Source organism: Nesterenkonia sp. CL21 (assembly GCF_031705515.1).
Lineage (GTDB): Bacteria > Actinomycetota > Actinomycetes > Actinomycetales > Micrococcaceae > Nesterenkonia > Nesterenkonia aethiopica.
The window spans coordinates 177,858-191,078 of sequence record NZ_JAUTWR010000003.1; the positions used below are offsets into that span (position 1 = coordinate 177,858).

A 13,221-nucleotide genomic window follows, 5' to 3' on the forward strand; every position below is an offset into this window, starting at 1 on the left:
GCCGACATGGCCGTCGTTGGTGTCGCCGATGTGGAGGTCCGTCCCTCGTTCCGTGGGCTGCAGACCCAGGTGGGCCGGGAGATGCGCGGCGTCGGCCGCACCATGGAGGACCAGTCGGGCCCCGGCCTCGGTGCCCGACTGATGTCCGGGATCGGCCGAGGCCTGCGACGCACCGCGCAGGTCACCGGTGTGGCCGTCGGCGGCATCTTGGCCACCGCCCTCGTGAAGGGCTGGCAGCGCCTGACCGCGATCGAGGACGCCGAGGCCAAGCTGCGCGGCCTCGGACACACGGCCTCAGACATCGAGTCCATCATGGACAACGCCCTCAACGCTGTCCTGGGAACCGCGTTCGGCATGGACGAGGCCGCCACCGTCGCGGCCTCCGCTGTCGCCGCTGGCATCCAGCCGGGCCAGGACCTCGAGGACGTGCTGCGCCTGACCGCCGACGCGGCCACCGTCGCCGGTGCCGGCATGGACGAGATGGGATCGATCTTCAACAAGGTCGCCTCCTCCAACAAGGTCCAGGGCGACGTGATCGCTCAGCTCCACGACCGCGGCATCCCCATCATCCAGATGCTCGCCAAGGAGCTCGGCACCTCCGTCGAGGAGACCTACCGTCTGGCCTCCGCCGGCGAGATCGGCTTCGACACCTTCCGCGCAGCCATGGAAGACGGCCTCGGCGGAGCCGCTCAGTCCGCCGGCGACACCACCACTGGCGCATTCGCGAACATGATGGCCGCCCTCGCCCGGTTCGGAGCCCAGCTGCTCACCGGCGTCTACCCGCTGGCCAAGCACGTCTTCGGCGGCATCACCAGCTTCCTCGACGACCTCACCCTCGGGATCGAACCACTGGTCACGGGACTCTCCGAGCGCCTCGTCGACGGACTGAAGGCCTTCGCCGGCGCCTGGTCCGGCACCACCTCCGACGTCGAGGCCACCGGGTTCGTCGGATTCATGCAGCGCTTCGGCGACACCGCCCGCGACGTCTTCGACTCCGTCGTCGGGTGGATCACCCGGTTCCGCGACGGCTGGAAAGAATCGGCCGACGACGTCGAGCGGTCCGGCATCGCCGGGTTCTTCGAACGCTTCGCGCTCGCCGCTGGGGATGCGGGCTCCATGGCATCGACCACGGGCGGAATCGTGGAGTCCCTGTCGAGCATCTTCGCCGGCGTCGCGCAGGTGCTTCCTGGGCTGATCGACTCGGGCCTGCGGATCCTCAGTGACGTCCTGGGCTGGGTCGCGGACAACATGCACATCATCGCGCCGCTGCTGCCGATCGTCGCCGGCGGGTTCCTGGCCTGGCGGGCGGCCTCCTTCGGGCTCACCGTGGCGATGACGCGCCTGCAGGCCGCTCAGGTGGCCATGGCGCCGGTCATGCTGACTTCCAACCTGGCTCGGCTGGCCGCCGTGCGAGCAGAGCAGCGTCTGGCCCTGGCCACTGGAACGACCACCGCGGCGACGACGACTCAGACGGGCGCCATGCGCGGCAAGGCTGCGGCCACTGCAGTGGCCACGGGTGCACAGCGCGGCCTCAACGCGGCGATGCGCGCCAACCCGATCGGGGCGATCATCACCGCGATCACGCTGCTGATCGGTGCGCTGGTCTGGTTCTTCACCCAGACGGAGCTGGGGCAGGCGATCTGGCAGAACGTCTGGAACGGAATCAAGACCGCGACCGCTGCTGTCGTCGACTGGTTCCAGACCCATGTGGTCCCGGTGCTGGAACGTGTCTGGAACGCGATCGCCACGGGCGCGATGTGGCTCTACGAGAACGCGATCCGCCCAGCCTGGGACGGCATCATGCTCGCCGTCCGGGTCGCCTCCGCGTGGATCCGGGACAAGGTCGTGCCCATCCTGCTCACCGCCTGGAACGCGGTCGCTTCCGGGATCAGCTGGCTCTACGAGAACGTCGCGAAGCCACTCTTCCGCGCCTTCTCAGCTGCCTTCAACACGGCCGCCTCGGTGATCCAGTGGATCTGGAATGGGGTGCTGAAGCCCACGTTCACCCTCGTCGGCGACATCATCGTCTGGCTGTGGAACAACATGGCCAGGCCGTACTTCCAGCGGATCCAGGACGGGTGGAACCTGCTCAAGGACGCGCTGGTGTACGCCTGGCACGTCCACATCCGGCCGATGATCCACTCCTTCGGCGCCTGGATCAAGGACCTGTGGCAGAACCAGATCCAGCCTCGCCTGCAACGCATCCAGGACCGGTGGAACCTGCTCAAGGACGCCCTGGTCTACGCGTGGAAGGTCCACATTCAGCCGATGCTGCAGACCTTCGGACGGTGGGCGAAGCGGCTCTACAACGAATACGTGAAGCCCGCCCTGAACTGGATCTCGGACCGGTGGGACTGGCTGTCGGGGAAGATCTCTGACTTCTGGGAGAACACGATCAAGCCGGTTCTCAACGCCTTCGGTGACTTCATCAAAGAAGACGTGCCCGACATGGTCGAGACCGGAGTCGAGATGATCGACAAGGCCTGGCGGAAGGTCGCGAACTTCTTCCGGGACCCCATCAACGGCGTGATCAACTTCGTCTGGAATGACGGCATCAAGGCTGCCTTCGACGCGGTCGCCAAAGCGGTGAACTCCGATGCCCGGCTGGCTGAGATTCCGGAGATCCCAGAGTTCGCCCGGGGCGGCCACCACCGCGGCGGCTGGGCGGTCGTCGGCGAGGAGGGCCCTGAGCTCGCCTACTTCGGCTCCGATGCCCGGATCCTGACTGCCTCCCAGACCCGCAACGCCTTCGTCGACGCCTACTCGTCCCGCGGAGAGGACGTCCCGGAGGACGCCGAGCGGTCGCTGCTGGGCGGCTCTCCGGCTCAGTCGCTGCTGCCGGCGGGCAACTGGTTCACCGATGCGGCCTCCGGAGCTTGGGACTGGGTCTCCGACACGGTCTCAGGAGCCATCTCCTGGGTGCGAGGCGGACTCGCCAAAGCCGCCGAGACGCTGCTGAAGCCAGTCAAGGACACCGTCGTCGGCATCGTCGAGAACTTCGGGTCTATGGGCAAGCTCGCCGGCGGTCTCGCGGACTGGGGGTTTGACCAGCTGATGGACTGGATTCGCGGCGAAGACACCGTCGACGAGGACAGCGCCGACTACACCCAGTACACGGGCGACCTCGGATCGTTCTTCCGGCCATCCGCTGGTCCGATCACCAGCCGCTACGGCCCCAGGTGGGGCTCCCACCACGCGGGAATCGACATCGCTGGCGGCGGCAGGGTCTATGCGCCCTGGAACGGCCGAGTCGTCCGTACCGGCTCCAACATCGGACCGGGCAGGACGGGTCAGGGCATCTTGCTCTCGCACGGGAACAACGTGTGGACCTACACCGGCCACCACCCCTACGGTGCGATCCGTGTCCGCGCCGGCGACCGAGTCTCCGCCGGTGACTGGATCGGCGCCCAGGGCGCCACCGGCAACGTCACCGGGGTGCACACGCACTTCGAACTCCACCGCGGCCGCCCCTGGGCAGACGTCAACCCCGGGTTCCTCTTCGACAAGGGCGGAGTGGTCCAGCCCGGCACGACGATGATCCACAACCAGCTCCGGCAGCCGGAGGCACTGCTCAACCCGGGCCAGTGGCGCGACATGCACTCCATCGCCCAGGCCGTGGCCGACTCCGGTGTCGGTGAAGGGATCAACCTGACCCAGATCAACAACGACTCCCGGAGCCGTTACGCGGACGCCCAGGATCTCCGGTTCGCCATGCGGCAGGAGATGCGGAAGTCCAGAAAGGTGGGGGTCTGATGCTGGTCCGATTCCAAGACATCGAGGTCGGGCAGGTCGGAGGGCCCCGCAACGTGGTCATCGAGAACTTCGAACCCTCGTACCCGGAGATCCGGTCCTCTGACGCAGCCCGGGAGTCCCGTGATGGCGTGCTGCCGGGCCGAGACTACTTCGGGGCTCGCACCCTCGGCTTCGACCTGGTCTCGAACCGCCACACGATGGCGGCCGCCCGAGAGTCGATCGCGGAGTTCCTCACCGCCTGGCGCGACACGAAGGTCCGTCTGGTGGCCGGAGCCATGGTCCCTCTCGAGTATCGGGCCGTCGATGACCCCCGCTGGCGGCGGGTCATCGGCCGACCTCGTCGAGCCGACGAGCCAACCTTCGACTTCCAGATGCGCCAGGGCGTCGGCAGGTTCACCGTCGAGTTCGAAGTCCTGCAGCCGCAGGTCTACGCCGGCGGCGAGGAAGGCCTGAACCGGGTGAGGTTCAACCAGGTCGCGGACTTCACCCCGGGCGGCTGGCGGTGGCCCCGTGATCCCGGATGGCCGGTCCTGGGCCAGACGGTCACCGGCACCCGGGAGGGCTCCATCACCGTCACAGGCACCGAGACCACCCCGGCGATCGTGACCTTCCACGGCCCGGGCCGCCGGTTCTCGTTGGACGGGAACCGCGGGTGGCACGTCGGACTCGACCCGGAGGTCACCCTGGCCGCTGACGAGGCCATCACGATCGACCCTCTGGCCGGCACCGTCACGGACAACTTCGGTCGCAGCCGCTTCGGAGCACTCGACCGGCGGTCCGGGCTCTACGACGTCCAGTTGCAGCCGGGGTCGGAGAACGTGTTCTTCTCCGCCGACGACGTCACCCTCGAGGCGCACGCCGTCCTGTCATGGCGGTCCGCCTACTCAACCATGGTCTGAACAGGAGAATCATCGTGGTAGCCAACGATTCCACCCTCTGGGCGGTCAACGGGCCGGTCGAGACCGACGCCCGCCAGCCTCGACACTTCGCGCACTCCGCCCTCGGCGGCCAGACCGGCATCATCGGGCCGCTCTCCTGCGAGGTGCTCGCCCAGCCCACGCCGAACAACACGGTCCGTATCCTGCCGGGTGGCTTCTGCATCGAGGCCAACCACGGCGGCGGTCCTCTGGGCTACCCGGAGGCCCCGCGGCAGATGTATGTGCACGACCTTATGCAGACCATCTCGCAGGAGATCGACCCCACTGACTCCTCCGGCGGGCGCATCGACGTTGTCGGCATCGTCATCGACGACCCCCAGTTCGAGGGGACGACCGAGCTGATCGACTGGGAGACGCACCGGTTCTGGCGTCCCCACGTCGCCAAGGGAGTGTCTTCGATCGCGAACCGCCCCCAGCACTTCCCAGAGGTCGGTCGCCCCTTCCTGCCCCTGGCCCGTGTCACGATCCCCGCGTCCACGGCGACGATCACCCAGGACATGATCACCGACATCAGGTTCCTGGCCGTGGAGCGGACGAAGTTCGACACCATCGTGCAGCGCCCCGACGAGTCTCGGACCCTGACGACCTCCAACGCCTCGGACTACGTCAGCCTCGACCAGATCCGCAGCATCATCATTCCCCAGTGGGCCACCCACGTGAAGCTCGACGGCGAGATCATCGGCTGCGCCGCCACCGGATCGGGTGACGTCAACGGCCGTGTCCGCTTTGTCTTCTCCCCCGGCACGGGGAACAAGTACACCGGCAGCGTCCCCTTCAACGAGTCCAACGCTTGGTCACGGTTCACACTGCCGGCCTTCGGCACCATCCCTCTCGACGACAACGAACGCGGCCGCCGATCGTTCTTCCGCTTCCAGGTCCAGCGCACCACCGGATCAGGAGGGCTGAGCATCGCCTCCCACCTCACTGCCTACAAGATCCGCGTGACCTTCGTCGAAGACCCCATCACCAGCTGAGGAGCACCCCATGAAGTGGATCGCGTTCGCTCTGCCCAGCCTGGAACAGCTCCACCCGGATGTGCCCCTCCGTGATGTCCACGTCACTCAGGGCATCAACGAGCCCGACGCCCTGACCGCAGTCCTGGACAGCGCCCGGGCCTTCGAGAGCATCTACCTGGAGCAGTCAGGACGAACCCGTCCCCTGCTCCAGAAGTACGGGACACTCATCGCCTCCCCGGGGACCACCACCAGCGGTGCCGGGGCACGGGCATTCATCATCGACGACGTCCCGCCCGACGCCACCGACCAACAGACCCTCAAGGTCTCCGGCGTCGGCATCGGCGCCATCCCCGAGGGAACCCCGTGGCTGGCCTCCCGATTCGACGGCATCGAAGTCGACCCCCTCGACATCGTCCGACTCATCTGGGACCACCTCACCGAGCACCCCGACGACCTGACCGTCACAGTCGACTCGACGCGCTCGCCGGTCAGGGTCGGTGAGGAGGAACGCGAGGTCAACTTCACCACCAGCGATGGCCGGGACGTGACCTTCGACGCCGGGCCCCGCCGCCTGAACTGGTGGAGCACCGACGACCTGATGCGCACCCTCGACGACCTGGCAACAGAGACACCGTTCGAGTGGTCCGAGCGGATCACCCTCTCCCCGACCGCCGACACGCCCCCGGCGTTCCACATCCAGCTCGGGTACCCAATGATCACCCCACGCGTGATGCGAGACCTGCACTTCGAGATCGGCGTCAACGTCTTCGAACCAGAACCACCCGTCGAAGACGAGTACTTCAGCCACGTCTTCGTCCTGGGACGCGGCGACGGGTCCGCCAAGAAGCGCGGATCCGACAGCCGTCCGGCCACCGGCCGACTCCGCCGCGTCAAAGTGATCACCGACCAGTCGATCACCACCAACCGGCAAGCCAACGAAGTCGCGAAAGAGGAAGTGGCTCGCGCCGAACGCGACGCCCACTTCATCGAGACCTGCCGGATCCACGAACACCCGGCCGCCCCGATCGGCAGCTTCCGCAAGGGAGACGTCATCCACATCAAGGGCCACACCGCATGGGGCCCACACCAGCAGTGGTGCCGCATCGTCCGCACCGAACACCGCCTCGAGGACAACACCATCGCCCTCACCCTTGCCCGCTGGCGCGAAAACTGAACCAGGAGGACCCCAGTGCCCCAGTCGTCTATGGACCTCATTGCCGCACGCCTCGCCGCACTCGAGCGCCAGCAGCGCGCCCTCGCCGCCCAGCCCCGCCTCGCCGACGCGTCCCTGGACGACACCAGCCTGCCGATCCGCGACCGCAACGACCGCATCACCGGCACCATCGGCAAACAGCCCGACGGCTCCTTCGGCACCATCGTCCGCAACAGCCCACCCCAGGGAACCCCCACCGCAGCCCACCTCTCAGCCGGCGAGATGGGAGCCGTCGAGAGCACCTGGGACGGCAACGTCACCGAAGGCCAGGTCTACGAAGTCCACGGACACATCGAAGTCCACACGGCGCTCGCCGATGGTGACGTGGCCCCGACCCCGGAGGACGCGCACTTGGCGTCGACGATTCGGGACAGGGAGGGTGGGACGACGACGGTCGTGTGCTCGCGTCCCGGCACGTGGTGGGTGTGGCTGCGCATGGTCGGTGCTGATCGGGTCACCAAGGGCGAGTTCTCCGAGCCCTCGCAGATCGAGATCACCGAGCTGGTGGACACAGGCGCGATCGAGGAGCGCCTAGACGAGGCTGAGCAGCGGATCGCGGATGCCCGGAGCGACTTCGAACAGGGCCAGGCTCAGTTGGGAGACAACCTGGAGCATCTGAACGAGGTTCGGCTGCCGGGCCTGGAGAGCGACCTGAACTCGGCCATCGCCGCGGTGCAGTCTGATCTCGATGCGTTCCAGTTGGAGTGGGATGAGAACTGGGACCCTGCCGCGTTCGACGAGCTTCGCGACCGCGCAGACAGCCTCGAGCAGAACATCCAGGACGGGCTCGCCAACGCGGACGCGCAGATCCGATCCCTGGCCATCACGGACCCGCACAACCTCATTCGGGACGTAGCGTTCGAAACCCTCTATGAGTCAGGGGACCCTGTCCCCGACAGGCCGGAGTGGCACTCCACTTCATCAGGTGGTGCCTGGGAACCTGTCACGACCAGTTGGGGGGACCCGTACAAGAGCTTTCTTCGGTACAACCCCAGCATCCTTGAGGACTCCACAAACTACTTCCTCTGGTACGGCGGGCACCTGTTCGCGAACCGTTGGATCAAGGTGACCCCCGGCGAGCAGCTGAGAGTGCGGTGGCAGGTCCTCAGGTACGCCGGATGGACTGTCGACGATGGTTTCAGCTTCAACGCCCGGATGCAGGACGCCGAGGGAAACGGGGTCTCTTGGACACCAACCTACGACTGGTCCGACATCGAGAATCAGGGGTGGGCGGAAGTCATCGTTGAAGTGCCGGCGGGCGCTGCGTTGGTCGGCTTCCGGTGGTGGCGGTCCGGCAGTACCTCAGGGGCATCGCGTGGCCTGGGAAACGTGCACGTAACCCGGATGGCGGCCGGCGAGCTCATAGTGGACGGGTCGGTGCTCGCCCGCCACATCGACACCGAGAGCCTGTCAGCTCACGTCGGATTCATCGACCAGCTTGAAACTAGTCTGTTGAAGGCTCGGTTTCTGGAGGCCGAGGCCGCCCTGATCGATGGCGTACTACTGAAGGACGGTGCTGTCAGCACTCGGAAGCTCATCGTCGGAAACACGGAGAACCTCTTCCGCGAGGAATGGTTCGACCCGCAGGGCTCGGCGTACGTCTTCCAGGGGGCCGGCGCGTGGGCCGACTCCTCCGGTACCAGCGCGCGGTTCCTGGCCGAGACACACCCCATTGGCGCACAACACTGGGTTCCCCATTCTGAGGCTGGATACCGCGGGTTCCGCTTCACGGGTGGCACCAGCAACGTGAGCATGTGCTTCCGCATGGCACCAGGGAGGGGCATCCCGGTCCAGCCCGGAGAGCAATACACGATCCGATGCCGAGTGAAGGACTTGAAGGATGACGGCGTACTGCGCTGGATCCTTTACCTCTTCGCGCCGGACGGCACGGCGCTCTCGTCGAACCAGTCCGGGCTGTACTGGGACTTGAGGGCGATCGCAGACCCCAGCGCGGTCGTGTCGCATACGTTCACCATCCCAGCGCTGGGCTCCAACCCTCCCTACATGTGGATGGTTCCCACTCTTCGTAGCGTAGGCGGCTCAAGTACGGAGATCCGGACCGTCCTCGATCCGAAGATCACGCGCGCGGTTGACGGCCATGTCATCATCGACGGCGCAGTACAGGCACGTCACGTAGACGCCGAGTCTGTCTTCGCCGACGAGGCCGTGATCAACAAGATCTGGTCCGATATCGTCCGCGCCCGGATGCTGGAAGCTGACGAGGCGTTCATCGGTGGGGCCGTGATCATGGATGACGCGATCGACGTCTCCAAGATCAACGTCACGGAGTCTCTGGCGGCGGCTCTCGGTGAGTTCTTGCACCTGGTGACGGGCAGTATCGAGATGAACGAGTTCATCGCCAACTCGGGTCTGGTCGGCAGGCTGGAAGCTCTCGGCATCACGCTCTCTGATGAGGCGGCCGGCCGTCGGTTTGAGGTCTCCGGCCAGGGGTGGCGTCTCGAGGACACCACGACGGGGAACACCCTGTCGCAGATGGGCCTCCACGGTGACGATCTGCTGAGCATGCATGACTCGGAGACGGGCGAGCCGACCGTGTCGATGACTGGCGCTGGCGGGGTCTCGGCGGTGCAGCTTCACTCCGGTGAGGACATGACGATCGCGGGCAAGTCGCTGGTCGGTCGACTGATGGACACGGCTCCCTGGCATGCTGCCCAGTCGGTGCTGGAGACCATGGGCCAGGGCGCGCCTCGCGTGTTCATCCGGCAGGTGGCGGGTCTCTCGCACAGCAACTCGCGGGCGATCGCTCACCTGGAGGCGAAGATCATCCCGGGCCGGTCATATCGGATCTCGGTTCCGGACTTCCAGATGTCGGACCGCCAGCACTACTTCATGACGGCCTACTACACGACGTCGTCGGATCCGTCCGTGCGGCCGTCGACACCGACGAACTCCAGCGCGCAGCTGGGCACCACGACCGGCCGTGTCCCGCCCTCGGGCCTCGGCTGGCCGTCCACGACGCTCTCGTTCGAGAAGGTCTATGGCCCGCGGACGGCCCAGTGGATCCGGATTCTGTTCGTCGTCGGGAACTACGAGGGCACCGGGATCACATTCGGCTCAACCAACACCATCGCCCACAACCCGCGATTCCTCATCCAGGATCTCGGTCCACGTGTGGGGGACGGCGGTGTTCTGACCTGGCGGGACCCGAGCTCAGCGCTGGCGACGGCCGAGCCGTCGGACCTGGTCTCCCAGCCGTACCCGATCCTGCGGACCGCTACCTACACCTGGGACCCGAACACCGGGGAAGCGACGCGGCAAGGCATCGACGTGGAACCCAGGTTCGGGTACTGGCCGGACGGGACGTTCTATCTCACCCTCGTCCAGTTCGGAGCCTGGGACCAGGGCGGCCAGTTCAACAGCGTCGACGTCCAGGCCACCGTCGCCCGCTGGGCCACGAGCGCGGGCCAGGTGCTGCAGTCAGGGCTCACGACGATCACGGGCACACCGCCGACGAGCTTCCACGCCCCGACGGAGAACCACCGTCTGCCGGACCTGACCCGTGTCGGCGCCGGCAGCACCCGACGTCTCCCCACAGAGAAGGAAGAAGAAGCCGACCAGGCCGCCCAGGTGCGCGCCTCGGTGCTCATCGGCTGGTCCGGATGGACCGGCGCACACCTGAACAACGCGGCCGCCGGCGTCGTGCACCGCAATCACACCTACGCGATGCTCTCGACGTCCACGTCCACCCAAGACTGAGAAGTGAGGCCACACGATGGAGGGAATCCCACAGATGACTGACGAGGAGCTCGACGCCCTCGCACAGAAGCTGCAGGCCGAGACGGAGCGTCGCCGCGCCCTCCGGGACGCCCCAGCTCAGGTCGACAGCCTGGTCCAGAAGTACCTGGCCGCCCTGGGCCGGGCTGGTGGAGCCGACTGGCAGCAGCCGTCCTCCGCCCTGGACGCCTACCCCCTCGGTGCCGTCGTCACCCACGGAGACATCACCTGGGAGTCCATCATGGCCTGCAACGTCTGGGAACCCGGCGTCTCCGGGTGGCGCGAGGTCACCGAAGACGGCGAGCCCGCACCGTGGCGGCAGCCCACGGGCGCCCAAGACGCCTACCACGCCGGCGACGAGGTCATCCACGACGGTCAGACCTGGACCAGCGACATAGACAACAACGTCTGGGAGCCGGGAGAACACGGATGGTCCCCCACCACCCCGGAAGATCAGGAAGACCCCGACGGGCCCGACGAGCCGGCCGACCCCGATCCGGAAGACCCCGCACCCGAGCACCCGGCCCAGTGGCAGCAGCCCTCCGGAGCCCACGACGCCTACCAGACCGGCGACCGAGTCACCTACGAAGACCAGATCTGGGAATCCACCCAGGACGACAACATCTGGTCCCCCACCGACCACCCCGAAGGCTGGCAACTCATCGCGGACGGAGACGACCGATGAACGAAGACATCATCGCCAGCACCCGCACCAACTCCATCGTGCGGCTCTGGCACTTCATCAAAGAGCCCCGCAACATCACCATCACCTTCTGGGTCTTCTACGCCGCCCTCACCATCGGCGGCACATGGACCCTCATCCATCCCCCACAGTCCATCTCCACCTACTTCGGAGACACTGTCGCCACCATCGCCGTCATCACCTGGCCCACCCTCTGGGCCACCGGCGGCGCAATCGGGCTCCTCGTTACCCTCCAAGGCTGGTGGTGGGCCGAACGCATCGCCCTCGTCCTCATCGCCGGCGGCGCCTTCATCTACTACGGCTCCATCATCGAAGCCGCGCTCGCAGGAGGCGGCAGCAGATCCGCCATGCTCACCGCCGTCTCGGCCCTGTTCTTCCTCGTCGTCGTGCGGTTCATGCTCATCTCCCGCGCTGACTTCAACCCCGAGAAGGCCTGACCACCGCCACTGACACAAGAGGGGAGGCCTCGGGTGGAGGTCATGGAAATCATCACCGCACTCGGCGGCGGAACGTTCATCATCGCCGCCATCACCATGCTCGGCCAGGGCATCCGCAAAGCCTGGACCGGCCAATTCCGCAGAGAACGCGAAGCCGTCCGCGACATGCGACAACGCCGCGACGAAGTCCTTGACCGACTCAAGGCCGCAGAGACCCGACGAGAAGAGGCAGAAGAGCTCGCACGCACTGAACGGATCCGCGCCGACCGCCGCGTCCGCATCCTCTCCGAGTACGCCTCCGAACTCCGCCGCTTCTGCATCAACCACGGCACCCCCATCGGCGACCTACCACCCTGGCCCAAGACTGACCGATAGCCCAACCCACCACCCCAGCCCCGGCACTCGCCGGGGCTTTCTCATGCCACGAGGAGGCACCGATGGGAGACACCGAAGAGATCGAGATCCCTGACATCACCGATGAGGACGAGCCCTGTCCCGATGGGCCGCCCGCAGACGAGCAGGAGGTCGACCAGTGACCACGTACAGCTCACCAGTCCCAGCCCGCTCCCGGCTCACCTCGCCGTTCGGCGTCCGGTGGGGAACCTTGCACGCTGGCACCGACTACGGGCCTCCCACTCCTGGCCGGAAGGTGTCCGTGTACGCGGCTGCCGACGGTGTCGTCTCCCGCACGGGCCGCGGAGACGGCGGCCCCGGCGCGGCAGTTGTGCCCTGGCACTCCGGCCACGGCATCTGGATCGACCACGGAACCATCGGCGGTGATCGGATGCGGAGCTACTACGGGCACCTCGACAAGATCATTGTCCGGGTCGGGCAGCGAGTGCGTGCCGGTGAGCAGATCGGCGTCATGGGCGGGTCCGGTGCCCGGACCATGTCCGACTTCGCGGTGCACCTGCACTTCGGTGTCGCTCAGAACCACGACCGCCCGGTCGCCGCAGCGCGTTCGCTGGGTGCGCCGGGGTGGATCGACGCTGACCGGTGGCTGCGCTCGAAGGGTGTCCGAGTCGGCCAGGACTCCCCCGTGACGCCGGCGGCCGCGTCCGGTGGTTCATCGGCCGGCGGGTCGAAGGCGTCGACGGATCACGCCGTACCGAACTCCACGCTCACGAACCGCCTCGACATTGCCGGCTACCCGCGGCAGCGGTGGCTGCGTGACCGGGTCAAGCGCTACCAGGAGTCCCAGCTGCACCCCTCCGGCCGGGCCGCCTTGGTCGCTGACGGCCGCTGGGGGCCGGTCACCGAGGCCCACTACCAGTGGACGCTGCGCCTGCAGCGCGCCCTGAACCAGTGGCGCGGATCTGACATCCCCGTCGACGGCGACTGCCGACGAGTGACCATCAACCGAGTCCGAGAGGTCCAACAGCGCAACCACGGCGGCGCATACACCGGCCGTGTGGACGGCGTTCCCGGACCAGTCACCTGCCGAATGCTCGGCATCCCCAATCACCCCAGCGTCTGAAAGGAATCG

At 66.9% G+C, this 13,221-nt stretch carries 9 protein-coding genes; all 9 read left to right on the forward strand.

Annotated elements, in window-relative coordinates; genetic code table 11:
* Positions 1 to 6: 6 nt before the first annotated feature.
* The 9 genes from Q7C18_RS07445 (at position 7) to Q7C18_RS07485 (ending at position 13,212) form a co-directional block, all read left to right on the forward strand.
* On the forward strand, positions 7 to 3,753 hold the full coding sequence (locus tag Q7C18_RS07445; RefSeq protein WP_311024823.1) for a tape measure protein: 3,747 nt from the start codon (positions 7 to 9) through the stop codon (positions 3,751 to 3,753).
* Positions 3,753 to 4,652 carry a hypothetical protein gene (locus Q7C18_RS07450; RefSeq protein ID WP_311024824.1) on the forward strand — a complete coding sequence of 300 codons (900 nt, stop codon included), beginning with the start codon at positions 3,753 to 3,755 and terminating at the stop codon, positions 4,650 to 4,652. The genes Q7C18_RS07445 and Q7C18_RS07450 overlap by 1 nt, the downstream gene beginning before the upstream one ends.
* A gap of 14 nt (positions 4,653 to 4,666) precedes the next feature.
* Positions 4,667 to 5,665 (forward strand): hypothetical protein, encoded by a 999-nt coding sequence (locus Q7C18_RS07455; RefSeq protein ID WP_311024825.1) that lies wholly within the window; start codon positions 4,667 to 4,669, stop codon positions 5,663 to 5,665.
* Between the two features lie 10 nt (positions 5,666 to 5,675).
* Positions 5,676 to 6,821, forward strand: coding sequence for a hypothetical protein (locus Q7C18_RS07460; RefSeq protein ID WP_311024826.1), 1,146 nt, complete (start codon positions 5,676 to 5,678; stop codon positions 6,819 to 6,821).
* A gap of 15 nt (positions 6,822 to 6,836) precedes the next feature.
* Complete coding sequence (locus tag Q7C18_RS07465) at positions 6,837 to 10,577, forward strand: hypothetical protein (protein WP_311024827.1); 3,741 nt, start codon at positions 6,837 to 6,839, stop codon at positions 10,575 to 10,577.
* Positions 10,578 to 10,611: 34 nt separating this feature from the next.
* Positions 10,612 to 11,280 (forward strand): hypothetical protein, encoded by a 669-nt coding sequence (locus tag Q7C18_RS07470; RefSeq protein WP_311024828.1) that lies wholly within the window; start codon positions 10,612 to 10,614, stop codon positions 11,278 to 11,280.
* Positions 11,277 to 11,735: a hypothetical protein gene (locus Q7C18_RS07475; protein WP_311024829.1), complete on the forward strand. Its 459-nt coding sequence runs from the start codon at positions 11,277 to 11,279 to the stop codon at positions 11,733 to 11,735. The genes Q7C18_RS07470 and Q7C18_RS07475 overlap by 4 nt, the downstream gene beginning before the upstream one ends.
* Before the next feature lie 42 nt (positions 11,736 to 11,777).
* On the forward strand, positions 11,778 to 12,110 hold the full coding sequence (locus tag Q7C18_RS07480; RefSeq protein WP_311024830.1) for a hypothetical protein: 333 nt from the start codon (positions 11,778 to 11,780) through the stop codon (positions 12,108 to 12,110).
* 157 nt (positions 12,111 to 12,267) lie between these two features.
* Positions 12,268 to 13,212, forward strand: coding sequence for a M23 family metallopeptidase (locus Q7C18_RS07485; RefSeq protein WP_311024831.1), 945 nt, complete (start codon positions 12,268 to 12,270; stop codon positions 13,210 to 13,212).
* Positions 13,213 to 13,221: the final 9 nt, after the last annotated feature.

What these genes read in the sequence shown, in the direction of transcription:
- Q7C18_RS07475 (WP_311024829.1), top strand. Translation starts at nt 11,277, where the DNA reads ATGAACGAAGACATCATCGCCAGCACCCGCACCAACTCCATCGTGCGG.
- Q7C18_RS07450 (WP_311024824.1), top strand. Translation starts at nt 3,753, where the DNA reads ATGCTGGTCCGATTCCAAGACATCGAGGTCGGGCAGGTCGGAGGGCCC.
- Q7C18_RS07470 (WP_311024828.1), top strand. Translation starts at nt 10,612, where the DNA reads ATGACTGACGAGGAGCTCGACGCCCTCGCACAGAAGCTGCAGGCCGAG.
- Q7C18_RS07445 (WP_311024823.1), top strand. Translation starts at nt 7, where the DNA reads ATGGCCGTCGTTGGTGTCGCCGATGTGGAGGTCCGTCCCTCGTTCCGT.
- Q7C18_RS07480 (WP_311024830.1), top strand. Translation starts at nt 11,778, where the DNA reads ATGGAAATCATCACCGCACTCGGCGGCGGAACGTTCATCATCGCCGCC.
- Q7C18_RS07460 (WP_311024826.1), top strand. Translation starts at nt 5,676, where the DNA reads ATGAAGTGGATCGCGTTCGCTCTGCCCAGCCTGGAACAGCTCCACCCG.